The organism is Streptomyces sp. NPDC093064, from assembly GCF_044754605.1.
Classification (GTDB): Bacteria; Actinomycetota; Actinomycetes; order Streptomycetales; family Streptomycetaceae; genus Streptomyces.
The window spans coordinates 25,716-47,885 of record NZ_JBIVPK010000039.1; the positions used below are offsets into that span (position 1 = coordinate 25,716).

The following is a 22,170-nucleotide window of genomic DNA, read 5'->3' on the forward strand; positions in this document are numbered from 1 at the left end:
ACTCAGAGGTCCAGCGCGCGACGCACGGCCGGCGCGTTCCGCCGGGAGACCGGCACCATCTCTTTGGTCCGGCCGTCCATGACCAGGGACAGCTCGCCCTTGAGCCCGCGCTCGATCTCCCGGATGCGGCCGAGGTTGACCACATACCGGCGGTGCACCCGCAGGAAACCGGCATCCGCCAGCTCACCGTCGAGCTTGTCCAGGCTCACGGAGGCGGCCCGCAACCGCCCCTGATCGGTGGAGAGCCATACGTCGTTGCCCCGCGACTCGGCGAAGGAGACTTCCGGCAGCCGCAGCAGCACCAGCCGGTTGTCGCGCACCGCGACCAGCCGGCGCGGCAGCACCCGAGGGTGCGCCGGCGCCTCCACCTGCGGCACCTGCGCCCCGTCGGAGGCACCGAACGAGACCAGGTGCCCGATCAGGCGTCCCGACGAGAAGACGGGGCGGATGCCGATCGACGTCGGCTCGTCGGCGAGATGGGCGAAGATCTGCGTCGAGCCGACCCAGTCGGGATTGTCGGCCGCCTGCCCGGTGGCGTACCGGGCGGCCGCGATCAGCTCCGGCAGCCCGGGCTTCCAGCGCAGCGTGGGGTCGACCGCCGGGGTGCAGGCGGGGACGCCCAGGAGCACGCTCGCCATGGCGTCGGCGATCACCACCTTGCCCGCGGTGTCCACCGCGGCGAGCGGCGCACCGGTGTGCGCCCTGGCCTGCGTGCAGGCCGCGACCAGCTCGGCGCCGCTGTCCCGGGCGCGCCTCTTCAGCGGGTACTGGGTCATGGTGACCGCGTTCGCCAGCCAGCCGCTCGCGGACGCGGGCAGGGGGCTGCGCCAGCAGCAGATGCTCATGACCGCGATCGGGTCCTTGGTCACCACGTCACGCACCGCGACGCCCGCGCAGCCCCAGTCGTGGAACGCCTGGCACCAGTGCTCCGCGCCCCTGATCGGTACCGGTCCGTGCGCCTCCAGCGCCGTGCCCATGCCGTTCGTGCCGACCGCGCACTCGGACCAGCAGAACCAGGGCGCCAGATTGGACCCGCCGGCCCGGGCGAGCGTGGCCTGGTCACCCCACTCGGCCAGGATCCGGCCGGTGGCGTCGGTGACGGTGACGACACCACCGAGGCAGCCCACCTCATGGGCGACGGAGGCGGCACGGAAACCCAGCTCGGCGAACACGACGTCGTGCTCGGGCGTGTGGTCGGGCTCCGCGACGGCCACCGGGGCCCGCGTGAGGTGGGGATCCACCCGGTACTGCTCCCGGCAGCGATGCCAGGAGATCGCCACCAGGGGCCGGACGTCCGGGACATGATCCTCGCCCTGCACGAACCGCTCCCACGCCGCGAGCACGGCGCCGCCGCCCAGGTTCGCCGAGACGGGCTCGAGCCGATGTACATCGCTCATGGTTCAGAACCGTCCTTGGTCCCTCCCCACCCCCACAGACCTGCATCCCACCCTAGGTTCCGTCGTCGGGCTGTGCACGTCCCTCTACGAGCCGGTCCGGGGACCGCCGACCGTCGTAGACGAGCAGTCCGTCCTCGCGCAGACGTACTCCCTCGCTGAGCCGATGGGGGACGAGCCGGCCGTCGTGCATCAGATGCAGGACGGGCCGTCCGCGGGCGAGCACCACGAAGTCGGCGATGATACGGCGGTGGCAACGCCACCAGACCGCCTCCGCGCACATGACGGCCGTCCGCCGCCGCGCGGCCTCGTCGAGGAGCTGGGCGATCGCGTCGAGGAACTCGTCCGTGCGCGTGTGTGCGGCGTAACCGCGGAAGGCCTCGTTGCGCCAGACGGTGTCGGGCGAGTCCGCAGGCACCTTGCGGAAGCCGCCCAGTCGCGGTTCCCAGCGGTAGGCGATCCCGCCCTCGGGAAGCCACTCCAGCAGCCTCTCCCGGCCCACGTCCGGGTTGTGGCGGCTTCCGGGCGCGGTCCTGACGTCCACCACGGCGGCGATCCCCGCCTCGCGGATCAGCTCCGTGAGGCGTTCGCGGTCCGCCGTACCGTGTCCGAAGGCGACGAGGGGCTGCTGCTCCATGCTTCCAGGATCGCCTTCATGCCTCCGGAGCGCCGGAGGACCTCGTCCCGTCCGGGGGCGATCGCCGCGGACCCAGGACACGCGAGGTCGATGTCGGATTCCCGCCAGCCCCGGCCCGCCCGGTGCCGGATGCTGGACGCATGCAGAAAGGGATGCACACCCACCAAGAGCGCTGTGTGCGCGCAGTACGGTCCAAGGACGCGCGGTTCGACGGCTGGTTCTTCACCGCCGTCCTGACCACCCGCATCTACTGCCGGCCCAGCTGCCCGGTGGTGCCGCCCAAGCCGGAGAACATGACCTTCTACCCGAGCGCGGCCGCCTGCCAGCAGGCCGGCTTCCGGGCCTGCAAGCGCTGCCGCCCCGATACCAGCCCCGGCTCACCGGAGTGGAACCAGCGCGCCGACGCCGTGGCCCGCGCCATGCGGCTGATCGCCGACGGAGTCGTCGACCGCGAGGGCGTGCCCGGACTCGCCGCCCGCCTCGGCTACAGCACCCGCCAGATCGAACGCCAGCTCCGCGCCGAACTCGGCGCCGGACCGCTCGCGCTCGCCCGCGCCCAGCGCGCCCAGACCGCCCGGCTGCTGATCGAGACCACCGCCCTGCCGATGGCGGAGATCGCCTTCGCCGCCGGCTTCTCCTCGATCCGCACCTTCAACGACACCGTGCGCGAGGTGTTCGCCCTGTCGCCCAGCGGACTGCGCACCCGCGCCCCCGGGCGGCCCACCGAGCCCGGCACGCGCCCCGGCGCCCCGGGCACCCCTGGCGCCCTCTCCCTGCGCCTGCCGTTCCGCGCCCCGCTCAACCCGGACAACCTCTTCGGCCACCTCGCGGCCACCGCCGTACCCGGCGTCGAGGAGTGGCGCGACGGCGCCTACCGCAGGACCCTGCGCCTGCCCTACGGCCACGGGATCGCCACGCTGGCCCCGAAGCCGGACCACATCGCCTGCCGCCTCACCCTCGGCGACCTGCGGGACCTTCCGGTCGCCATCAGCCGCTGCCGGCGCATGCTCGACCTGGACGCCGATCCGGTCGCCATCGACGACCAGCTGCGCACCGACCCGTTCCTCGCGCCCCTGGTCGACAAGGCCCCCGGCCGGCGCGTGCCGCGCACCGTGGACGAGGGCGAGTTCGCGCTGCGGGCCGTGCTCGGCCAGCAGGTCTCCACGGCCGCCGCCCGCACCCACGCCGGCCGCCTGGCCGCCGCGCACGGCGAGCCCGTCGACGACCCCGAAGGCGGCCTCACCCACCTCTTCCCCGCCCCCGGGGCGCTGGCCGCCCTCGACCCCGAATCGCTGGCGATGCCCCGCACCCGGCGCACGACACTGCTCAACCTGGCCGGTCAACTCGCGGACGGAACGCTCCATTTGGGCGTGGAGAGCGACTGGGAGGAGACCCGCGGCCGCCTCCTGGCACTCCCCGGATTCGGCCCCTGGACCGTCGACGTCATCGCCATGCGCGCCCTGGGCGACCCGGACGCCTTCCTCCCCACCGACCTCGGCATCCGGCGCGCCGCACAGGAACTCGGCCTGCCGTCCACCCCGGCCGCGCTCACCGCCCGCGCGGCGGCCTGGCGGCCCTGGCGGGCGTACGCCGTGCAGTACCTGTGGGCGACCGACAGCCACCCGATCAACTTCCTTCCCGTCTGAGGACGTTCCGCCATGAAGCAGTACACCGTCATCGACAGCCCCTACGACCTGCTCACCCTCGTCGCCGACGACGGCGTCCTGTGCGGCCTGTACATGACCGATCAGCGCCACCGCCCGCCCGAGGAGTCCTTCGGCGAGCCCGACGACGGCCCCTTCGGCGAGGCCGTCGACCAACTGGAGGCCTACTTCACGGGCGAACTGAAGGAGTTCACCGTCCCGCTGCGCCTGCACGGCACCCCGTTCCAGTGCACGGTCTGGGACCAACTGCGGAAGATCCCCTACGGCGAGACACGCTCCTACGGCGAACTAGCCACCGCCCTCGGCAACCCGGGCGCCTCCCGCGCGGTCGGCCTCGCCAACGGCAAGAACCCCATCGGCATCATCGTCCCCTGCCACCGCGTGATCGGCGCCGGCGGCAGCCTCACCGGCTACGGCGGCGGCCTGCCCAGAAAGCGACGCCTGCTGGACTTCGAACGGGGTACGGCGCTCTTCTAGCCGCTGTACGAGCCGTCGCGCAGCCCGCGCAGCAGTGCGGGGAGCGCCGTGCCGATCGGCTCGCGTACGACCTCGTCGGCGATGTCGTCGTACGGGGTCGGCTCGGCGTTGACGATGATCAGCCGTGCCCCGTGGTCGGCGGCCACCCCCGCGAGCCCGGCGGCCGGCTGCACCTGGAGGCTGGTGCCGACCGCGATGAACACCTCGCACGCCTTGGTGATGGCGACCGCCTGACCGAGCACCTGCGGATCGAGCCGCTCGCCGAACATCACGGTCGCCGACTTCAGGATCCCGCCGCACTCCCGGCACGGTGGATCGTCCTCGCCGGCCGCCACCCGCTCCAGGGCGTCCTCCATCGGCCCGCGCGCCCCGCACCGCGTGCACACCACACCGCGCACGCTGCCGTGCAGTTCCAGTACCTTGCGGGCGGGCATCCCGGCGAGCTGGTGCAGCCCGTCCACGTTCTGCGTGATCACCCTGACCGGCACCCCGGCCCGCTCCAGCTCGGCCACGGCCCGGTGCGCGGCGTTCGGCTCGGCGGCGAGCGCGCGGTTCTTCCGCCGCATCCGCCAGGACCGCCGCCGGATCTCCGGATCACCCATGTAGTACTCGTACGTCACGAGCTTCTCGGCCTCGGGATCCCGCCGCCACAGGCCGTTCGGGCCGCGGTAGTCAGGGATGCCGGAGTCGGTGGAGATGCCGGCGCCGCTGAGGATGGCGACGAGGGGTTTGGTCATGGGACCGAGGTTAGGGCGGAGGAACGGGGCGGGCGAACGGATATTCGCCTGTGCCGGGCCGGGGGCATCCGGTGGTCATCCGGGGCGGTGGCCGTTCTCCAGTTCCGCCGTGCCCGTGCCGTCGGTCAGGACGTCGAGGGCGGTCAGGACGCGGCGGCCCAGGGCGCCCGGCAGGTGGGCGGCGAGTGCGTCGCGGGTCACCAGGCGCCAGGACAGCAGCTCCTCCTCCTGGAGGCGGATCGTCTTGAGGTCGCCGTCGGTGAGGACCCCGCCGTCGTAGAGGTACGCCACCAGCGGTGGCCGTGCAGTGCCGGGCACCCAGTCCACGACGAGCAGCCGCCCCGGCTCGCGGTCGAGCCCGATCTCCTCCAGCGTCTCGCGACGCGCGCCCTGGCGTGGGGTCTCCCCGTCGTCGGACTCGACGGTGCCGCCGGGCAGCGTCCACCCGTCCCGGTAGTTCGGCTCGACGAGAAGCACCTGGCCGTCCGCGTCGCGGAAGACGCAGGCGGCAGCGGCGAGGACCCGGGGAAGGCCGGCGATGTACGTGGCGTAGTCCGCGGTGGTCATCCCAAAAGGGTAACGAGCCTCGTGACAACCGGTGCGACGCAGCGCGTCGCCGGTCCCGTACCCGAGGCACCGGGACCGGCGTCCGGCGTGGTCACATCCGGGCGGCGACCTTGCGGGCCAGCTCCTCCAGGCGCCGGTCGTTGTCGGCCCGGTCCGCCACCACGGTCATCGCGACCCAGGTGCCCGACGTGCGGAACAGGAGTCCGAACGTCCCGTGGTCCTTGTCGTCGTAGGCGGTCGCCTCGTCGCCGATGCCGGTGAGCGGCTTGCGGTCGGCTGCCCGGAGCATGTCGTCCATGAACTGCTTGGCCTCGTCCCCCTGGATGGTGGACGCGATCGGCACCCCCTCGTGGGTGTATCTGCAGCCGCCCGGGGTGTCCTCGCTCTTCTTCCCCTCGACGGACGTGCCTCCCAGCTCCTGGGCCTCCTGAAGGGAGATGAGCGCGCACGGGTTCGCCGGGGCCTTCTTCGGCGGAGCGGAGGGAGCGGCTCCCCCCTGTGAAGCGGTCGCGGAAGGCGCGGAGCCGACGGTGGGCGCCTTCTCGCCGGAGCCGCCGCAGCCGGCCAGGCCGAGGACCGCGAGCAGGGTCGTGGACAGCAGGGCCGAACCTTGGCGCACACGGATGAGAGTCATGGTGTCCTCCTGGTTTCTGCGTTCTCTGCGTTCTCTGCGTTCTCTGCGTGTTCTGCGTTTCTGCCGACCGTCAGGGCTGGTGGGGCCGTTGCCGGACCAGCATCCCGGCTCGTAGGGCGAGAGTCCGCGTATGGTGCGGATTGGTGACCGCAGTGTGTTCATGTTGTGGAGAAGTGCAAGAAGGGCGGACGGAACGCACCATGCCGTAGCGGGCGCCGGCGGGAACCGGGTGCCGTGGGTGCGGTCCTCTCAGGCGTCGAGGAGGGCCAGACGCAGGGTGCGTTCCGCCAGCTCGCTGATGTGGACACCGTCGAAGCCGAAGACCGCGCTGCGGACCGTGTCCTCGAGGGGGTCCTTCCACCGGGCGGGGACGGCCGCAGCGCCCGTCATGACGCCCGCCACCGAGCCGGCCGTCGCGCCGTTGGAGTCGGTGTCCAGGCCGGCGCGGACGGTCAGCGCGATGGTGCGGGTGAAGTCGCCCCCACCGTAGAGCAGGCCGGCCGTGATGACGGCGGCGTTCGGCACCGTGTGGATCCAGCCGAGACCGGCGGTCTCCTCCGCGAGGGTGTCGAGCGCGTCCTCCCAGGACAGGCCGGCCTCGTGCAGGGCGAGGGCCCGGCGCACCGTGCGAGCCAGGCGGCTGCCGGCCGGGATCACCGTCAGCGCGGTGTTGACGGCGGCGCGGACGGTCGGCGCGGTGAAAGCCGCCGCGATCAGTGCCGCCGCCCACATGGCGCCGTAGACGCCGTTGCCGGTGTGCGACAGGACCGCGTCGCGGCGGGCCAGCGAGGCGGCGCGGCGCGGGTCGCCGGGGCTGGTCCAGCCGTGGATGTCGGCGCGGATCAGGGCGCCGATCCACTCCTGGTACGGGTTGTCGTACGTGGCCGTCAGCGGCGGCTTGAGGCCGTTCGCGAGATTGCGGTACGCGGCCCGCTCCGCGGTGAACGTCTGAAGGTACGGCAGACGCCGCAGCCACAGCTCGCCGACCTGCTCGGTGGTGAAGTCGAAGCCGTGCGTCTCCAGGAGGTCCAGTCCCAGGATCGCGTAGTCGACGTCGTCGTCGCGGCAGCTGCCGTGGATGCGGCCGCGGACGCAGCTTCGCCACTCGGGGCGCAGCGGCGGGCCGTCGTCGCCGACCGGCTCGGGCAGGTAGTCGGTGAGCGGCAGCGCGTCGGCCGCGCGCAGGTAGCGGTCGATGCGGTCGCGCGTCCACACGTCGCCCTGCTCCACCGGCTTGCCGAGCATGTTGCCGGCGATCCGGCCCAGCCAGCCGCCGTGGATACGGTCGGCGAGCGCTGGTCCGGTGTCCACGGCGGCGTCCACAGCGGTCATGGGAACCGGTCTACCGGATTCCGGGGGCGGCCGCTCGGGGTTCATCGGTACGTCCGCGGGGTCCACGGGCACGTCAGGGGCTTCTCAGGGTCCGGGCGGGGCATGACGGCGGGGGCGGTCGGCGGTTAAGGTCGCAGCGGCGCGACTGGCCCTGACGTGCGGGGCCCGGAGAGCAAGGGGATGTCAAGGTGGCGGACGCTGCAGTGCGAGGCACCCGGAGGGTGCTGGTTGCCGCGGACAAGTTCAAGGGCTCGCTGACGGCCGTGCAGGTCGCCGAGCGCGTGACGGCCGGGCTGCGCCGGGTCGTGCCGGACGTGGAGGTGGAGGCGCTGCCCGTCGCCGACGGCGGCGACGGGACCGTGGACGCGGCGGTCGCGGCCGGGTTCGAGCGTCGGGAGGTACGGGTCGCGGGTCCCCTCGGGGACGAGGTGACGGCCGCGTTCGCGCTGCGCGGCGACACGGCAGTCGTGGAGATGGCCGAGGCCAGCGGGTTGCAGCGGCTGCCGGCCGGTGTGTTCGCGCCGCTCACGGCGTCCACGTACGGCTCCGGAGAGCTGCTGCGGGCCGCGCTGGACGCGGGGGCGCGCACCATCGTGTTCGGCGTCGGCGGGAGTGCGACGACGGACGGGGGCGCGGGGATGCTGGCCGCGCTCGGGGCGCGGTTCCTGGACGCGGACGGGGAGCCGATCCCGCCGGGTGGCGGGGGACTGGCGGAACTCGTCCGGGCGGACCTGTCCGGGCTCGACCCGCGGCTCGCCGCGGTGGAGCTGGTGCTCGCCAGCGACGTCGACAATCCGCTGACCGGTCCGAAGGGTGCTCCGGCGGTCTACGGGCCGCAGAAGGGGGCCTCGGCGCAGGACGTGTCGACGCTGGACGCTGCGCTCGCGCACTTCGCGAAGGTTCTGGAGGGTGTGGGCGGGGTCGGGAACCGGGCCGCCGAGTACGCGGCGTCGCCGGGGGCGGGTGCGGCGGGTGGTATCGGGTTCGGGGCGATGCTGCTCGGGGCGCGGTTCCGGGCCGGGATCGAGGTCATGCTCGACGTGCTGGGGTTCGCCCCCGCGCTGGAGCGGGCCTCGCTGGTGATCACCGGTGAGGGCTCCCTGGACGAGCAGACGCTGCATGGGAAGGCTCCGGCCGGGGTCGCGGCGGCGGCGCGGGCGGCGGGCAAGGAGGTGGTCGCGGTGTGCGGGCGGCTGGCGCTGGAGCCGGAGGTTCTGGAGCGCGCCGGGATCCGGCGGGCGTATGCCCTGACCGAGGTCGAGCCGGACGTGGCCACGTGCATTGCGAATGCGGGGCGGATCCTTGAGCAGGTGGCTGAGCGGATCGGGCGGGACCGGCTGGGGTGACGGGTCGGTCTTTGCCTACGGGGCCTTTCCGGCTGGGTGGGTCTGAGGACGCGGTTCCCTGGGGCTCCGCCCCAGCCCCTACCGGCCCGCCTGGCTCGGTGGGGGTGAGGTGGCCGTCCCTGGGGCTTCGCCCCGGGCTGTGCCCACCCGCCCGCCCGACTCGGTGGGGCTCAGGTGGCCGTTCCTGGGGCTCCGCCCCAGGCCCCGGCGGGGCTCTGCCCCTGCACCCCGTCGGGGCTCCGCCCCGGATGCTTGGCCCACCCGCCCGCCCGACTCGCTAGGGCTCAGGTGACCGTTCCTGGGGCTCCGCCCCAGGCCCCGGCGGGGCTCTGCCCCTGCACCGTCGGGGCTCCGCCCCGGATGCTTGGCCCACCCGCCCGCCCGACTCGCTAGGGCTCAGGTGACCGTTCCTGGGGCTCCGCCCCAGACCCCCGCGGGGCTTCGCCCCTGCACCCCAGCGGGGCTTCGCCCCTGCACCCCGCCCCTGCGCCCCGCTCCTGCGCCTCGGCAGGACATCGCCCCTTTCGCCCCACCTGCCCCAGCGCGGCTCCGGCCCTGTGCCCTGCGGCCCCCGCCGAGACGTGCGCACGCGGCCCTGGCTGGGATGCCCCCTCACCTGCACCCCCACCGGGGTCCTCGACGCCTCCCCGCGCCCCCGCGCCCCGCTCCACCCCACCGCCCCGAGCCCCGGGAGCCCGGCGGTGGCCCGCAACATGGGAAGGGCCCCGAACCTCACGGTTCGGGGCCCTTCCCATTCGGCGGCCGCAGCGGAGCGCTACGGCTGGGCCGCCCGTGCCTCGCGGCGGTTGTCGCGGAAGTTGTTCACCCGGCGGGCCGTGGCGAACAGGGGGATCACCGCGCCCATGACCAGTTGCAGGGCGCAGCCGGTCTGGAGGAGGAGCTGGCCGCTCGGGGCGTCGAAGGCCCAGGCTGCCAGGAGGCCCATGGACAGGACGATCCAGGACAGCATGGCCACCGCCAGGCGGCCCCTCGGCTTCGGGTACTCCACTCGGCTCACCATCAGCCATGCCGTGCCGACGATGGCCAGCAGCGTCGCCACGAAGGGGAGCTCGAGGAGGACGATCGAGACCACCGTCAATGCGCCGAAGGGGGAGGGCATGCCCTGGAACATGCCGTCCTTCAGCGTGACGCAGGAGAATCTCGCGAGCCGGAGGACCACCGCCAGCAGGACCACGATCGCGCCGAGGGCCGCCACCCTCTGGTGGGCGTCGTCCGCGACCATGCCGTAGACGAGGACGAAGTACGCCGGGGCCAGGCCGAAGCTGATCAGGTCGGAGAGGTTGTCCAGTTCCGCGCCCATGGGGGAGGAGCGCAGCTTCCTCGCGACCAGGCCGTCGAACAGGTCGAAGACCGCCGCGCACAGCATCAGGATGACCGCCGTGGCAGCGCTGTGCCGGGCCATGCCGGCCGACTCGTCGTTGCCGGTCAGGTGCGGGATCAGGATGCCGGTGGTGGTGAAGTACACCGCCATGAAGCCGCAGGTCGCGTTGCCCAGGGTGAGGGTGTCCGCTATCGACAGGCGCAACGAGAGGGGCATCTCCTCCTCTTCGTCCACCTCGTCCGCCTCCGGCACCCAGCCGGCCTGGGTCTCGGGATCAATGACGGTCAATGCGAGTCACCCCAGCCACGGTCTTCTGGCCGACCTCGACCGCGACGTCCACGCCCTCGGGCAGGTACAGGTCGACGCGCGAACCGAAACGGATCAGACCGATCCGCTCGCCCTGCTCGACCTTGGTGCCGGACGGGATGTAGGGGACGATGCGGCGGGCCACCGCGCCGGCGATCTGGACCATCTCGATGTCGCCGAGCTCGGTGTCGAAGTGCCAGACGACCCGCTCGTTGTTCTCGCTCTCCTTGTTGAAAGCCGGAACGAACCCGCCGGGGACGTGCTCGACCGAGGTGACCGTGCCGGAGAGCGGGGCGCGGTTGACATGGACGTTCAGCGGGCTCATGAAGATCGCGACGCGGGTGCGGCCGTCCTTCCACGGCATGATGCTCTGCACCACACCGTCGGCGGGCGAGATGACCCGGCCCTGTGCGATCTCGCGCTCGGGGTCGCGGAAGAACCACAGCATCCCCGCCGCCAGCGCGGTGGCGGGAACGGCTACGGCCTTGGCTGCACCCGAGCGGCGGGCGCGCAGAAGGCTGACGGCTGCGGTGGCGACGGTCGGAAGAAGCCACGGCGATGCTCCGCGCGCAAGGCGTACGCCGGCCAGGCTGTCACGATGTGCAGAGGTTTGGCTGTGGGGCATGGATGACCTTCGTAGCGGATGATGCCGCGTTTTCGACGGGGGACGGCGGCTTTCCGCGATCGTAGCGGTTAAGGGCCACAACTGGGTAAGCCGAGCTGCCGAGTCGGCTGCCGAACACCGCTGACAGGGTGTGATCTTCTTCTCGAAGAAAACACCCCGTAGCCGGACATTCAGCCCTGGAACCGATACTCTTCGAGCAGCCTGCGACCGATGATCATTTTCTGGATCTCGGCGGTGCCTTCACCGATGAGCAGCATGGGTGCCTCACGGTACAGGCGCTCGATCTCGTACTCCTTGGAGAAGCCGTAGCCGCCGTGGATGCGGAAGGCGTCCTCCACGACCTCCTTGCAGTACTCGGAGGCCAGGTACTTCGCCATGCCGGCCTCGAGGTCGTTGCGCTCGCCCGAGTCCTTCTTGCGGGCCGCGTTCACCATCATGGCGTGGGCGGCCTCGACCTTGGTGGCCATCTCCGCCAGCTTGAACTGGATGGCCTGGTGCTGGGCGATCGGCTTGCCGAAGGTGTGGCGCTGCTGGGCGTAGGCCACACCCAGCTCGAAGGCGCGCTGGGCGACGCCGCACCCCCTGGCCGCCACGTTCACCCGGCCGACCTCGACGCCGTCCATCATCTGGTAGAAGCCGCGGCCGGTGGTGCCGCCGAGCACCCGGTCGGCCGGGACGCGCAGCCCGTCCATGATCAGCTCGGTGGTGTCGACGCCCTTGTAGCCCATCTTGTCGATCTTGCCGGGGATGGTCAGTCCGGGACGGACCTCGCCGAAGCCGGGCTCCTTCTCCACCAGGAAGGTCGTCATGGACTTGTGGGGCGCGGTGCCCTCGGGGTGGCCCTCGTCGCTTCTGACAAGGACCGCCACGAGTGACGACGTACCGCCGTTCGTCAGCCACATCTTCTGGCCGGTCAGGACGTACTCGTCGCCGTCCTTCACCGCCTTCGACGTGATCGCCGACACATCGGAGCCCAGGCCCGGCTCCGACATCGAGAAGGCGCCGCGGACGTCGCCTGCCGCCATTCGGGGCAGGAAGTGGTCCTTCTGCTCCTGCGTGCCGTGCTGCTTGAGCATGTACGCGACGATGAAGTGCGTGTTGATGATGCCGGACACCGACATCCAGCCGCGGGCGATCTCCTCCACGCACAGCGCGTACGTCAGCAGCGACTCGCCCAGGCCCCCGTACTCCTCGGGGATCATCAGACCGAACAGGCCCAGTTCCTTCAGGCCGTCCACGATCGCTTGCGGGTACTCGTCGCGGTGCTCCAGCTCGGTCGCGACCGGGATGATCTCCTTGTCGACAAAGTCCCGGACGGTGGAGACGATCTCCTGCTGCACGTCCGTCAGACCGGCGGTCTGGGCGAGTCGGGCCATGGCCTACTTCCCCTGCTCCCTGGGTTCCGAATTGGGTGTGCCGCCCCGCGGGGGCGTCGTTTGAGGGTGGTGGTGGGAGACGGGCGGGCGGCCCGGCTGTTCGCCGCCGCGCTCCTTGGTGTACGTCTCGGTCGGCACCATCACCTTGCGCCGGAAGGTGCACACCAGCGTGCCGTCCTGCTTGTAGCCCCTGGTCTCGACGTGGACGATGCCGCGGTCGCTCTTCGACTTCGACGGCCACTTGTCGAGCACGGTCGTCTCGCCGTAGATCGTGTCGCCGTGGAAGGTCGGCGCCACGTGCTTGAGCGACTCGATCTCCAGGTTGGCGATGGCCTTGCCGGAGACGTCCGGGACGGACATGCCGAGCAGCAGGGAGTAGATGTAGTTGCCCACGACGACGTTCTTGCCGAAGTCGGTCGTCTTCTCTGCGTAGTTGGCGTCCATGTGGAGCGGGTGGTGGTTCATGGTCAGGAGGCAGAACAGGTGGTCGTCGTACTCCGTGACCGTCTTGCCCGGCCAGTGCTTGTAGACCGCCCCGACCTCGAACTCCTCGAAGGTCCGTCCGAACTGCATGCCGCTCAGCCCTCCGGGATCTCGAACGTGCTGGTGCGCCGCATGCCCGCCGCGCGGCCCTTGCCCGCGATGACCAGCGCCATCTTGCGGCTGGCCTCGTCGATCATCTCGTCGCCGAGCATCGCCGACCCCTTCTTGCCACCCGCCTCGGACGTGCAGTACTCGTACGCGTCCAGGATCAGCTCCGCGTGGTCGTAGTCCTCCTGGGACGGTGAGAAGACCTCGTTGGCGGCCTCCACCTGGCCGGGGTGCAGCACCCACTTGCCGTCGAAGCCGAGGGCGGCGGCCCGCCCCGCCACCTCGCGGAAGCCGTCGACGTTGCGGATCTGAAGGTAGGGGCCGTCGATCGCCTGGAGGTCGTTGGCGCGCGCGGCCATCAGGATCTTCATCAGGATGTAGTGGTAGGCGTCCGCCGGGTAGCCGGGCGGCTGCTCGCCCACGACGAGCGACTTCATGTTGATCGACGCCATGAAGTCAGCCGGGCCGAAGATGATCGTCTCGATGCGCTCGGAGGCCTGCGCGATCTCGTTGACGTTGTTCAGGCCCCGCGCGTTCTCGATCTGCGCCTCGATGCCGATGCGGCCCACTTCGAAGCCCATGGTCTTCTCGATCTGCGTCAGCAGCAGGTCGAGCGCGACGACCTGCTGGGCGTCCTGCACCTTCGGCAGCATGATGCAGTCCAGGTTCTGGCCCGCGCCCTCGACCACCGTCACGACGTCCCGGTACGTCCACTCGGTCGTCCAGTCGTTGACCCGCACCACCCTGGTCTTGCCCGTCCAGTCGCCCTCGTTGAGGAACTTGACGATGGTGTGCCGCGCCTCCGGCTTGGCGAGCGGCGCGCAGGCGTCCTCCAGGTCGAGGAACACCTGGTCGGCGGGCAGGCCCTGCGCCTTCTCCAGGAAACGGGGGTTCGAGCCCGGTACGGCCAGGCAGGAGCGCCGCGGACGTAGGCGGTCGACCTGATCAGGAAGGGGCGCGGCGGAGCCGCTCGCTGAAGGGGTGGTGGCGGGCGACGGGCGGGCGGTCATGCGGGGACCTCCAGGGGGTCGAGCTTGTTCGCTTTCCGGATCTCGTCGACGATACGGCCGATGATCCCGGTGATGTCGAAGTCCTTCGGGGTGAAGACCGCGGCCACTCCCGCGGCCCTGAGCTGCTCGGCGTCACCGTTCGGAATGATCCCGCCGGCGATCACCGGGATGTCGGCCGCGCCGGCCTGGCGCAGCCGCTCCAGCACGTCCGGCACCAGTTGGGCGTGCGAGCCGGACAGGATGGACAGGCCGACCGCGTGCACGTCCTCGGCGAGGGCCGCGTCCACGATCTGCTCGGGGGTGAGCCGGATGCCCTGGTAGACCACCTCGAACCCGGCGTCGCGGGCCCGTACGGCGATCTGCTCGGCGCCGTTGGAGTGGCCGTCCAGGCCCGGCTTGCCGACCAGGAAGCGCAGCTTGCCCACGCCCAGGTCTCGGGCGGTGGCGTCCACCTTGCGCCGCACCTCGGACAGGGCCGAGCCCTCCTCGGCGGTCACGGCCACCGGAGCGGAGGACACCCCGGTCGGCGCCCGGAACTCGCCGAACACCTCGCGCAGAGCCCCGGCCCACTCGCCGGTCGTGACACCCGAGCGGGCGCACTCCAGCGTGGCCTCCATGAGGTTGCCGGAGCCCTTGGCCGCCTCCTTCAGCCGCTCCAGCGCCTTGCAGGGGCGCGGGTGGTTGAACGGCGGCTGGTAGCGGGTGTCGCGCCAGTGCCGGAGCGAGGCGGTCACACGGGCCTCGACGGCCGGGTCGACCGTCTGGATCGCGGTGTCCAGATCGGCGGTGAGCGGGTTCGGCTCGGTGCCCTCGAATATGTTGACGCCGACGATCTTCTCCCGGCCCGACTCGATCCGGGCCCGGCGCTCGGCGTGCGAGGCGACCAGCTGCGACTTCAGGTAACCGGACTCCACGGCGGCCATCGCGCCGCCCAGCTCCTGGATGTGCTCGATCTCGGCGAGGACCGCCTCGACCAGCTCCGCCACCTTCGCCTCGACCACCTTCGAGCCCTCGAAGATGTCCTCGTACTCCAGCAGGTCGGACTCGTACGCCAGGACCTGCTGGATGCGCAGCGACCACTGCTGGTCCCAGGGCCGGGGCAGGCCGAGGGCCTCGTTCCAGGCCGGGAGCTGCACGGCACGCGCGCGTGCGTCCTTGGAGAGGGTGACGGCCAGCATCTCCAGGACGATCCGCTGGACGTTGTTCTCCGGCTGTGCCTCGGTCAGGCCGAGGGAGTTGACCTGGACGCCGTAGCGGAAGCGGCGGTGCCTGGGGTCCTCGATGCCGTACCGCTCGCGGGTGATCCGGTCCCAGACGCGGCCGAACGCCCGCATCTTGCACATCTCCTCGACGAAGCGGACGCCCGCGTTCACGAAGAAGGAGATGCGGCCGACGACATCGCCCATGCGCTCCTGCGGCACCTGGCCGCTGTCGCGCACCGCGTCCAGGACGGCGATCGCGGTGGACATCGCGTACGCGATCTCCTGCACCGGCGTGGCGCCGGCCTCCTGGAGGTGGTAGCTGCAGATGTTGATCGGGTTCCACTTGGGCATGTGGGAGACCGTGTACGCGATCATGTCCGTGGTCAGCCGGAGGCTCGGACCCGGCGGGAAGACGTGCGTGCCGCGGGACAGGTACTCCTTGACGATGTCGTTCTGGGTCGTGCCCTGGAGCTTGGTGATGTCCGCGCCCTGCTCCTCCGCGACGACCTGGTAGAGCGCCAGCAGCCACATGGCCGTGGCGTTGATCGTCATCGAGGTGTTCGTCTGCTCCAAGGGGATGTCCTGGAACAGCCGGCGCATGTCGCCGAGGTGCGCGACCGGCACGCCGACCCGGCCGACCTCGCCGCGGGCGAGGACGTGGTCGGCGTCGTAACCGGTCTGCGTCGGCAGGTCGAACGCCACCGACAGACCGGTCTGGCCCTTGGCGAGGTTGCGCCGGTACAGCTCGTTGGAGGCCTCGGCCGTGGAGTGGCCGGCGTAGGTGCGCATGAGCCACGGCCGGTCTCTGTCCGCGTGCGCCCGCGGTGTCTGACGCTCACTCATGTGCGCCTCTCAGATGTTCCGGAAGCGGTTGATGGCGTCGATGTGCCGGGCGCGCATCTCCTCGTCGCGCACGCCCAGGCCCTCCTCGGGCGCCAGGCACAGCACGCCGACCTTGCCCTGGTGCAGGTTGCGGTGCACGTCGTACGCCGCCTGCCCGGTGTCCTCCAGGGAGTAGACCCGGGACAGCGTCGGGTGGATCTTGCCCTTGGCGATCAGGCGGTTGGCCTCCCAGGCCTCGCGGTAGTTGGCGAAGTGGGAGCCGACGATGCGCTTCAGGGACATCCACAGGTAGCGGTTGTCGTACTCGTGGGTGTAGCCCGAGGTGGAGGCGCAGGTGACGATGGTGCCGCCCTTGCGGGTGACGTACACGCTCGCGCCGAAGGTCTCGCGGCCGGGGTGCTCGAAGACGATGTCGACGTCCTCGCCGCCGGTGAGTTCGCGGATGCGCTTGCCGAAGCGCTTCCACTCCTTGGGGTCCTGGGTGTGCTCGTCCTTCCAGAACCGGTACCCCTCGGCGGTGCGGTCGATGATCGCCTCGGCGCCCATGGCGCGGCAGAGGTCCGCCTTCTGCTCGCTGGAGACGACGCAGACCGGGGTCGCGCCGCCGGCGAGGGCGAACTGCGTGGCGTAGCTGCCGAGTCCGCCGCTCGCGCCCCAGATGAGCACGTTGTCGCCCTGCTTCATGCCGGCGCCGTTGCGGGACACCAGCTGGCGGTAGGCGGTGGAGTTGACCAGGCCGGGGGCTGCGGCCTCCTCCCAGCTCAGATGGCCGGGCTTGGGCATCAGCTGGTTGGACTTGACGAGCGCGATCTCGGCGAGGCCGCCGAAGTTGGTCTCGAAGCCCCAGATGCGCTGCTCCGGGTCGAGCATCGTGTCGTTGTGGCCGTCGCTCGACTCCAGCTCGACGGAGAGGCAGTGCGCGACGACCTCGTCACCGGGCTGCCAGGCGTTGACGCCGGGGCCGGTGCGCAGGACGACTCCGGCCAGGTCGGAGCCGATGATGTGGTACGGCAGGTCGTGGCGCCTGGTGAGCTCGCTGAGCCGGCCGTAGCGCTCCAGGAAGCCGAACGTGGACAGCGGTTCGAAGATCGAGGTCCACACCGAGTTGTAGTTGACCGAGGAGGCCATGACGGCCACCAGGGCCTCGCCCGGGCCCAGCTCGGGCAGCGGCACCTCGTCCAGGTGCAGGGACTTGCGCGGGTCCTTGTCGCGGGTGGCGAGCCCGTCGAACATCTCCGTCTCGTCCTTGTGCACGGTGATCGCGCGGTACGACTCGGGCAGTGGCAGGGCGGCGAAGTCGGCGGACGTGGCGTCCGGCGACTGGATCGCCCCCAGGATGTCCTTCACGGTCACGGTGTTGCCTCCGGCGTCGAGCGCCCTGAGGGAGGGGCGCTGGGGGTTACGTCGGTGCTGCTGAGAGGTGATGAGGGGGGCCGGCGGTCCGGCCGGGTGCCGTCGGTTCGGCGGGTGGGACTTCGGCAGCGCTTTGTGGCGCGGGAGGTTGCCTGTGACGCAGGCGTCCGGGCGTGCGAGCCGCCATCGGTTCGCTGGGACAGTCGGCGTGCGTGCGGTTCTGCCGCGCGCCGGCCGCCCGGACACCTTCAACGTATGACACCGCGTGTCATCCGGCAAGGCACTGAGTGCCAGAATTTTCGCTCAGACGAAAACTTTACGCAACAAATGAGCGATGATCGATCGAACGGGTTCACCGAGACGGGCGAAAAGGGGCTCCGACATGCAAAAACGGCCACCCCGTGGGGGTGGCCGTCGGTTACGCGGCACTCGTGGTCGCGAGGCGGTACGCGGCTCTCGCTCGTCGCGAGGCCCTTCAGCGCTCTTTCAGCGCCTCCTCGATGGTCCGCATGACCTCTTCCAGCGGGGCGTCGGTGCGGGCGAGCGCCACCAGCACCTCGCCCTGCTGGGACACCGCCGCCGAGGGCCCGGCGCCGGACGCGGGCGCCGCGGCGCGGCCGGCCCCGATCCCGGTGCCGAACGTCTTGCGCACGATCGCGAAGGCGTGGTCGAGCTGCGCCTCGACGTCTCCCCGGCCGTCGGCCCGCAGCCAGCGCCGCAGCACGTGGTTGTGCGCGGTGACCACGGCCGAGGCGGCGACCTCCGCGAGCAGCGGGTCGTCGTTGGCGTCGTCGGCGTGCACGCGCTCGTCGAAGTGGCCCAGCAGGTAACGCGTGAACAGGCGCTCGTAGCGGGCCACGGAGGCGATCTCCGCCTCGCGCAGCGTGGGCACCTCGCGGGTCAGCTTGTAGCGGGCGACCGAGATCTCCGGCTGCGCCGCGTACATCTTCATGACTTCCTTGATGCCCCGGCACACCGTGTCGAGCGGGTGCTCGTGCGCGGGGGCCGCGTTGAGAACGGCCTCGGCGCGGATCAGGGTGTCGTCGTGGTCGGGGAAGATGGCCTCTTCCTTGGAGCGGAAGTGCCGGAAGAAGGTGCGGCGGGCGACCCCGGCCGCCGCGGCGATCTCGTCGACCGTGGTCGCCTCGTACCCCTTGGTCGCGAACAGTTCCATCGCGGCGGCCGCCAGTTCCCGGCGCATCTTGAGCCGTTGGGCGGCCGCGCGGGAGCCGGCGGTGCTCTCCGGCGCGTCGGGCGTGGCGGGTGTACGTGTGGACTTGGCGGGCTGGGGCATGACCCGAACGTACTGCATCCGTGCAGCCCGGTGCGCACGTCCCCGGGTTCCTCCGTCCTCGGTGGACGGGGGAGCGGCCGCCGGCTCCAGCAGGCCGCCCCACTCCCGCCCGTCCTCGAACCGGTCGCCGGACCGGTCAGCGCCGGGCATATTCGCGGAAGCCGCGGCCGGTCTTTCGGCCGAGGCAGCCCGCGGCCACCAGATGCTCCAGGAGCGGTGCCGGGGCCAGGCCCGGGTCGCGGAACTCGCGGTGCAGGACCTTCTCGATGGCCAGCGAGACGTCCAGGCCGACGACGTCGAGCAGTTCGAAGGGGCCCATGGGGTAGCCGCCGCCGAGTTTCATCGCCGCGTCGATGTCGTCCAGGGACGCGTAGTGCTCCTGCACCATCTTGACCGCGTTGTTGAGGTACGGGAACAGCAGGGCGTTCACGATGAAGCCGGCGCGGTCCCCGCAGTCGACGGCGTGCTTCCTGATCCGGACGCAGACCTCGCGGACCGTCGCGTGGACGTCGTCCTCCGTCAGCACCGTGCGGACGACCTCGACCAGTTTCATCGCGGGCGCCGGGTTGAAGAAGTGCATGCCGATCACCTCGTGCGGGCGCGAGGTGGCGCGGGCGCAGGCGACCACGGGAAGCGAGGAGGTGGTGGTGGCCAGGATCGCGCCCGGCTTGCAGACCTTGTCCAGTGCCGCGAACAACTGCTGCTTGACCGCCAGGTCCTCGGCGACGGCCTCCACGGCGAGGTCCACCTCGGCGAAGTCGTCGAGGCTGCCGGTCGCCGTGATCCGGTCCAGGGTCTGCGCGGCGGCCTCGGCGGTCAGCCGGCCCTTGTCGACAGAGCGCGAAAGCGACTTGCCGATACGGGCCTTGGCGGCCTGCGCCTTCTCCGCGCTGCGGGCGGCCAGCACGACCTCGTACCCGGCCTTCGCGAACACCTCGGCGATGCCGGAGGCCATGGTGCCCGAGCCGGCGACGCCGACGGAGCGCACGGGGCGGCCGGGGGCGAGCACGTCACCGGCCGGCGGGGTCAGCGCGTCCCGCACGACGGTGCCGCTGCCCGGGGCCTCGTAGGTGTAGAAGCCGCGGCCCGCCTTGCGGCCCGTCAGTCCGGCCTCGCTGAGCTGCTTCAGGATCGGCGCGGGGGCGTGCAGCCGGTCGCGCGACTCGGCGTACATGGCCTCCAGGACCGTGCGCGCGGTGTCGACGCCGATCAGGTCGAGCAGCGCCAGCGGGCCCATCGGCAGTCCGCAGCCGAGCCGCATCGCGGCGTCGATGTCCTCGCGGGAGGCGTACCTCCCCTCGTACATCGCCGCGGCCTGGTTGAGGTAGCCGAACAGCAGCCCGTCGGCGACGAATCCGGGCCGGTCGCCGACCGCGACGGGCTCCTTGCCCAGTTCGAGGGCGAGGTCGGTGACCGCCTCGACGGCCTGCGGGGCGGTCAGCACCGAGGCGACGATCTCGACCAGCCTCATGGCCTGCGCGGGATTGAAGAAGTGCAGGCCGAGCACCCGCTCCGGATGGGCCGAGTCGGCTGCCAGGCGGGTCACCGACAGGGCGTTGGTGCCGGTGGCCAGGATCGCCCCCGGCCGCACGATGCCGTCCAGCTCCCGGAGGATCTGCTGCTTGGTCTCGTACGACTCCGGCGCCACCTCGACGACCAGGTCGGCGTCGGCCGCCGCGGCCAGGTCGGTGGAGGTGCGCACGCGGGCGAGCACGTCCGTGCGCTCCCGGTCGGTCAGGCGCCCGCGTTCCACGGCGCGGGCGGTGGAGTGCTCCAGGGCGGCGACGCACCTGGCGGCCGCCGCCTCGCTGATGTCGATGCCGACGACCTCGCGGCCCGCGCGGGCCAGGACCTCGGTGATGCCGGTGCCCATGGTGCCGAGGCCGACGACGGCGATCGTCTTCAGCGGGGACAGGGAGATGTCGGAGAGGGGAGTGGCCATCGCGGGACTCCAGGAATGAGGGTGACGACTGGGAACGCGTCCCGGGTGCGCCGACGGGCGGACCGGGTGCGGAAGGAAGAGGTTGCGGGTGTCGCCGGGCCGTGAGCGCACATGCCCGGTGCCGGTCGCCGCGGGCGCCTGCGCGCCCGGCAGCCGGCGAAGCCGACCGGCTCTGTCCCGAAGCCGGGTCGTACTGCGGTACTCGGGGTACCGAACCGACAACACTCGCGGTGGCTGCGTCACCAGGCCACTGCGAGAGGGTGCGAGAGGGTGTCTCGCTCGTCTGAGCTTAACCGGTGGGTAACGAGCGCGCCACCCCCCTGAGTTTGTGATGTACGTCCCGCGCGGCGGGCCACGACCCTAGGCTGGCCTTCGTGGACGAAGAATTGCGATCGCTCACGGAGCGCTTACGGCAGGAGACGGGCGGATCGGCGGCGTACGAGCATCTGGCGGCCACCCGGGACCCGGGCGAGCTGGCCGAGGTGCTCACGGCGCCCGGGCAGCCGCTGTGGGCCCGGGAGCTGGCCGCGTTCCGCCTCGGCCTCGCGGGGGACCGGCGGGCCTTCGAGTCCCTGGTGCTGCTGCTGAACCACCGCGACCCGCAGCGCTGCGTCGGTGCCGCGTACGCGCTGGCCCGGCTCGGCGATCCCCGCACCGCCCGCGCCGCGGCGGCCCTGGCCACCAACGAGTTGCGTGTCGCCTACGCGCTGCATCCGGTACGGCTGCTGGTGGAGTTGCGGGCCCCCGAGTCCGTGCCCGCCCTGATCACCACGCTGGAGCGCCGGCTCCGCCCGCACGACCCCTACCGCCGGGTGGCCCTGGCCTGTGTGGAGGGCCTGGGCGCGCTGGGCGACGGCCGGGCCCGTCCCGTCCTCACCGAGGCCCTGGCCCACCCGGCCCTGGCGGAGGCGGCGGTCGACGCCCTGGCCCGTATCCCGAAGTCCGGGTGAGCGGCCGGGACCCGCGGGAGCACGCGGACGGGTCCGGCGGCCGCGCGCGGGAACACCTCACTCGGGCAGTACGGCGAACGCCTCGACCTCCATCAGGAACTCGGGGCGGACCAGGGCCGCGACCTGGACGGCCGAGGAGGCGGGCAGGCGGTCGTCGGCCAGGTGGGCCGTGCGGGCGGCGCGGATCGCCGGGAGGTGGGCCGTGTCCGTGAGGAAGTAGGTGAACTTGACGACGTTGTCGAAGGTCGCGCCGGCGGCGGCCAGGCAGCGGCGGAGGTTCTCGAAGATCTGCCGGGCCTGCGTGTCCGGGTCGCCCTCGCCCACGAGTTCGCCGTTCTCGTCCAGGGCGACCTGTCCGGAGATCGCGACGAAACGGCCGGTGCCCATGACGACATGGGAGTAGTGCGCGGCGGGGGCGACCCCGTCGGGGGCGGGAATCCTGGTTGGCTCGCTCATGCGTCCATGGTGGACCATGCGTCCGACAACCACGATCCGGTCACCGCCCCCGACGGACCGTCAGACCGCTTGCGGCGGCCCGGCGGAGCCGG

Annotated in this window: 20 protein-coding genes; 4 read left to right on the top strand and 16 right to left on the bottom strand. The window is 71.7% G+C overall.

Going from position 1 to position 22,170, the window contains the following annotated elements:
* Nucleotides 1–2: 2 nt before the first annotated feature.
* On the bottom strand, nt 3–1,397 hold the full coding sequence (locus tag ACIQFZ_RS32330; RefSeq protein WP_402692876.1) for a LytTR family transcriptional regulator DNA-binding domain-containing protein: 1,395 nt from the start codon (nt 1,395–1,397) through the stop codon (nt 3–5).
* A gap of 52 nt (nt 1,398–1,449) precedes the next feature.
* Complete coding sequence (locus ACIQFZ_RS32335; RefSeq protein ID WP_402692877.1) at nt 1,450–2,031, bottom strand: DUF488 family protein; 582 nt, start codon at nt 2,029–2,031, stop codon at nt 1,450–1,452.
* Nucleotides 2,032–2,171: 140 nt separating this feature from the next.
* Here ACIQFZ_RS32335 and ACIQFZ_RS32340 point away from each other — a divergent pair, with 140 nt between their 5' ends.
* Nucleotides 2,172–3,677 carry an AlkA N-terminal domain-containing protein gene (locus tag ACIQFZ_RS32340; protein WP_365417857.1) on the top strand — a complete coding sequence of 502 codons (1,506 nt, stop codon included), beginning with the start codon at nt 2,172–2,174 and terminating at the stop codon, nt 3,675–3,677.
* 12 nt (nt 3,678–3,689) lie between these two features.
* Entirely contained in the window at nt 3,690–4,172 is a 483-nt protein-coding gene (locus tag ACIQFZ_RS32345; protein ID WP_365417858.1) for a methylated-DNA--[protein]-cysteine S-methyltransferase, read from the top strand.
* Here the strand turns inward: ACIQFZ_RS32345 and ACIQFZ_RS32350 are convergent.
* The 4 genes from ACIQFZ_RS32350 to ACIQFZ_RS32365 form a co-directional block, all read right to left on the bottom strand.
* The gene (locus ACIQFZ_RS32350) at nt 4,169–4,909 is read right to left on the bottom strand and encodes an SIR2 family NAD-dependent protein deacylase (protein WP_402692878.1); all 741 of its coding nucleotides are present in this window, start codon (nt 4,907–4,909) and stop codon (nt 4,169–4,171) included. The genes ACIQFZ_RS32345 and ACIQFZ_RS32350 overlap by 4 nt on opposite strands.
* A 75-nt stretch (nt 4,910–4,984) precedes the next feature.
* Entirely contained in the window at nt 4,985–5,476 is a 492-nt protein-coding gene (locus ACIQFZ_RS32355) for an NUDIX domain-containing protein (RefSeq protein ID WP_402692879.1), read from the bottom strand.
* 91 nt (nt 5,477–5,567) lie between these two features.
* Nucleotides 5,568–6,110 (bottom strand): DUF3558 family protein, encoded by a 543-nt coding sequence (locus ACIQFZ_RS32360; protein ID WP_383057802.1) that lies wholly within the window; start codon nt 6,108–6,110, stop codon nt 5,568–5,570.
* 249 nt (nt 6,111–6,359) lie between these two features.
* The gene (locus ACIQFZ_RS32365; protein ID WP_402692880.1) at nt 6,360–7,442 is read right to left on the bottom strand and encodes an ADP-ribosylglycohydrolase family protein; all 1,083 of its coding nucleotides are present in this window, start codon (nt 7,440–7,442) and stop codon (nt 6,360–6,362) included.
* Nucleotides 7,443–7,645: 203 nt separating this feature from the next.
* Between ACIQFZ_RS32365 and ACIQFZ_RS32370 the strand changes: the two genes are divergently transcribed.
* A complete protein-coding gene (locus tag ACIQFZ_RS32370) occupies nt 7,646–8,788 on the top strand; it encodes a glycerate kinase (protein ID WP_402692890.1) in 1,143 nt (380 codons plus the stop codon).
* A gap of 775 nt (nt 8,789–9,563) precedes the next feature.
* On the opposite strand, the gene pssA is transcribed toward ACIQFZ_RS32370, so the two are convergent.
* The 9 genes from pssA to ACIQFZ_RS32415 form a co-directional block, all read right to left on the bottom strand.
* Complete coding sequence (pssA, locus tag ACIQFZ_RS32375) at nt 9,564–10,382, bottom strand: CDP-diacylglycerol--serine O-phosphatidyltransferase (protein WP_326806356.1); 819 nt, start codon at nt 10,380–10,382, stop codon at nt 9,564–9,566.
* A gap of 22 nt (nt 10,383–10,404) precedes the next feature.
* Nucleotides 10,405–11,061 (bottom strand): phosphatidylserine decarboxylase, encoded by a 657-nt coding sequence (locus ACIQFZ_RS32380; RefSeq protein ID WP_281156604.1) that lies wholly within the window; start codon nt 11,059–11,061, stop codon nt 10,405–10,407.
* Between the two features lie 170 nt (nt 11,062–11,231).
* Entirely contained in the window at nt 11,232–12,437 is a 1,206-nt protein-coding gene (locus ACIQFZ_RS32385; RefSeq protein WP_365419116.1) for an acyl-CoA dehydrogenase family protein, read from the bottom strand.
* 3 nt (nt 12,438–12,440) lie between these two features.
* Nucleotides 12,441–13,010, bottom strand: a complete 570-nt coding sequence (locus ACIQFZ_RS32390; protein ID WP_365419119.1) for a MaoC family dehydratase — start codon at nt 13,008–13,010, stop codon at nt 12,441–12,443.
* Nucleotides 13,011–13,015: 5 nt separating this feature from the next.
* The gene (locus tag ACIQFZ_RS32395) at nt 13,016–14,038 is read right to left on the bottom strand and encodes a CoA ester lyase (RefSeq protein ID WP_365419122.1); all 1,023 of its coding nucleotides are present in this window, start codon (nt 14,036–14,038) and stop codon (nt 13,016–13,018) included.
* Nucleotides 14,035–16,083: a protein meaA gene (locus tag ACIQFZ_RS32400; RefSeq protein ID WP_365419125.1), complete on the bottom strand. Its 2,049-nt coding sequence runs from the start codon at nt 16,081–16,083 to the stop codon at nt 14,035–14,037. The genes ACIQFZ_RS32395 and ACIQFZ_RS32400 overlap by 4 nt, the downstream gene beginning before the upstream one ends.
* 9 nt (nt 16,084–16,092) lie before the next feature.
* Nucleotides 16,093–17,430 carry a crotonyl-CoA carboxylase/reductase gene (ccrA, locus tag ACIQFZ_RS32405; protein ID WP_402692891.1) on the bottom strand — a complete coding sequence of 446 codons (1,338 nt, stop codon included), beginning with the start codon at nt 17,428–17,430 and terminating at the stop codon, nt 16,093–16,095.
* Nucleotides 17,431–17,911: 481 nt separating this feature from the next.
* Nucleotides 17,912–18,730 carry a TetR family transcriptional regulator gene (locus tag ACIQFZ_RS32410; RefSeq protein ID WP_365419128.1) on the bottom strand — a complete coding sequence of 273 codons (819 nt, stop codon included), beginning with the start codon at nt 18,728–18,730 and terminating at the stop codon, nt 17,912–17,914.
* 136 nt (nt 18,731–18,866) lie between these two features.
* Nucleotides 18,867–20,672 carry a 3-hydroxybutyryl-CoA dehydrogenase gene (locus ACIQFZ_RS32415; protein ID WP_365419131.1) on the bottom strand — a complete coding sequence of 602 codons (1,806 nt, stop codon included), beginning with the start codon at nt 20,670–20,672 and terminating at the stop codon, nt 18,867–18,869.
* Nucleotides 20,673–21,046: 374 nt separating this feature from the next.
* Between ACIQFZ_RS32415 and ACIQFZ_RS32420 the strand changes: the two genes are divergently transcribed.
* Nucleotides 21,047–21,622 carry an adenylosuccinate lyase gene (locus ACIQFZ_RS32420; RefSeq protein WP_365419134.1) on the top strand — a complete coding sequence of 192 codons (576 nt, stop codon included), beginning with the start codon at nt 21,047–21,049 and terminating at the stop codon, nt 21,620–21,622.
* 57 nt (nt 21,623–21,679) lie between these two features.
* Here the strand turns inward: ACIQFZ_RS32420 and ACIQFZ_RS32425 are convergent, their stop codons facing one another.
* A complete protein-coding gene (locus ACIQFZ_RS32425) occupies nt 21,680–22,078 on the bottom strand; it encodes a RidA family protein (RefSeq protein WP_365419137.1) in 399 nt (132 codons plus the stop codon).
* Nucleotides 22,079–22,170: the final 92 nt, after the last annotated feature.

Excerpts from the sequence above, each read along its gene's own strand:
- ACIQFZ_RS32380 (WP_281156604.1), bottom strand. The coding sequence starts at position 11,061 with ATGCCCCACAGCCAAACCTCTGCACATCGTGACAGCCTGGCCGGCGTA.
- ACIQFZ_RS32395 (WP_365419122.1), bottom strand. The coding sequence starts at position 14,038 with ATGACCGCCCGCCCGTCGCCCGCCACCACCCCTTCAGCGAGCGGCTCC.
- ACIQFZ_RS32390 (WP_365419119.1), bottom strand. The coding sequence starts at position 13,010 with ATGCAGTTCGGACGGACCTTCGAGGAGTTCGAGGTCGGGGCGGTCTAC.
- ACIQFZ_RS32425 (WP_365419137.1), bottom strand. The coding sequence starts at position 22,078 with ATGAGCGAGCCAACCAGGATTCCCGCCCCCGACGGGGTCGCCCCCGCC.
- ACIQFZ_RS32385 (WP_365419116.1), bottom strand. The coding sequence starts at position 12,437 with ATGGCCCGACTCGCCCAGACCGCCGGTCTGACGGACGTGCAGCAGGAG.
- ACIQFZ_RS32410 (WP_365419128.1), bottom strand. The coding sequence starts at position 18,730 with ATGCCCCAGCCCGCCAAGTCCACACGTACACCCGCCACGCCCGACGCG.
- ACIQFZ_RS32355 (WP_402692879.1), bottom strand. The coding sequence starts at position 5,476 with ATGACCACCGCGGACTACGCCACGTACATCGCCGGCCTTCCCCGGGTC.
- ACIQFZ_RS32400 (WP_365419125.1), bottom strand. The coding sequence starts at position 16,083 with ATGAGTGAGCGTCAGACACCGCGGGCGCACGCGGACAGAGACCGGCCG.
- ACIQFZ_RS32360 (WP_383057802.1), bottom strand. The coding sequence starts at position 6,110 with ATGACTCTCATCCGTGTGCGCCAAGGTTCGGCCCTGCTGTCCACGACC.
- ACIQFZ_RS32415 (WP_365419131.1), bottom strand. The coding sequence starts at position 20,672 with ATGGCCACTCCCCTCTCCGACATCTCCCTGTCCCCGCTGAAGACGATC.
- ACIQFZ_RS32365 (WP_402692880.1), bottom strand. The coding sequence starts at position 7,442 with ATGACCGCTGTGGACGCCGCCGTGGACACCGGACCAGCGCTCGCCGAC.
- ACIQFZ_RS32350 (WP_402692878.1), bottom strand. The coding sequence starts at position 4,909 with ATGACCAAACCCCTCGTCGCCATCCTCAGCGGCGCCGGCATCTCCACC.
- ACIQFZ_RS32340 (WP_365417857.1), top strand. The coding sequence starts at position 2,172 with ATGCAGAAAGGGATGCACACCCACCAAGAGCGCTGTGTGCGCGCAGTA.
- ACIQFZ_RS32330 (WP_402692876.1), bottom strand. The coding sequence starts at position 1,397 with ATGAGCGATGTACATCGGCTCGAGCCCGTCTCGGCGAACCTGGGCGGC.
- ACIQFZ_RS32335 (WP_402692877.1), bottom strand. The coding sequence starts at position 2,031 with ATGGAGCAGCAGCCCCTCGTCGCCTTCGGACACGGTACGGCGGACCGC.
- ACIQFZ_RS32345 (WP_365417858.1), top strand. The coding sequence starts at position 3,690 with ATGAAGCAGTACACCGTCATCGACAGCCCCTACGACCTGCTCACCCTC.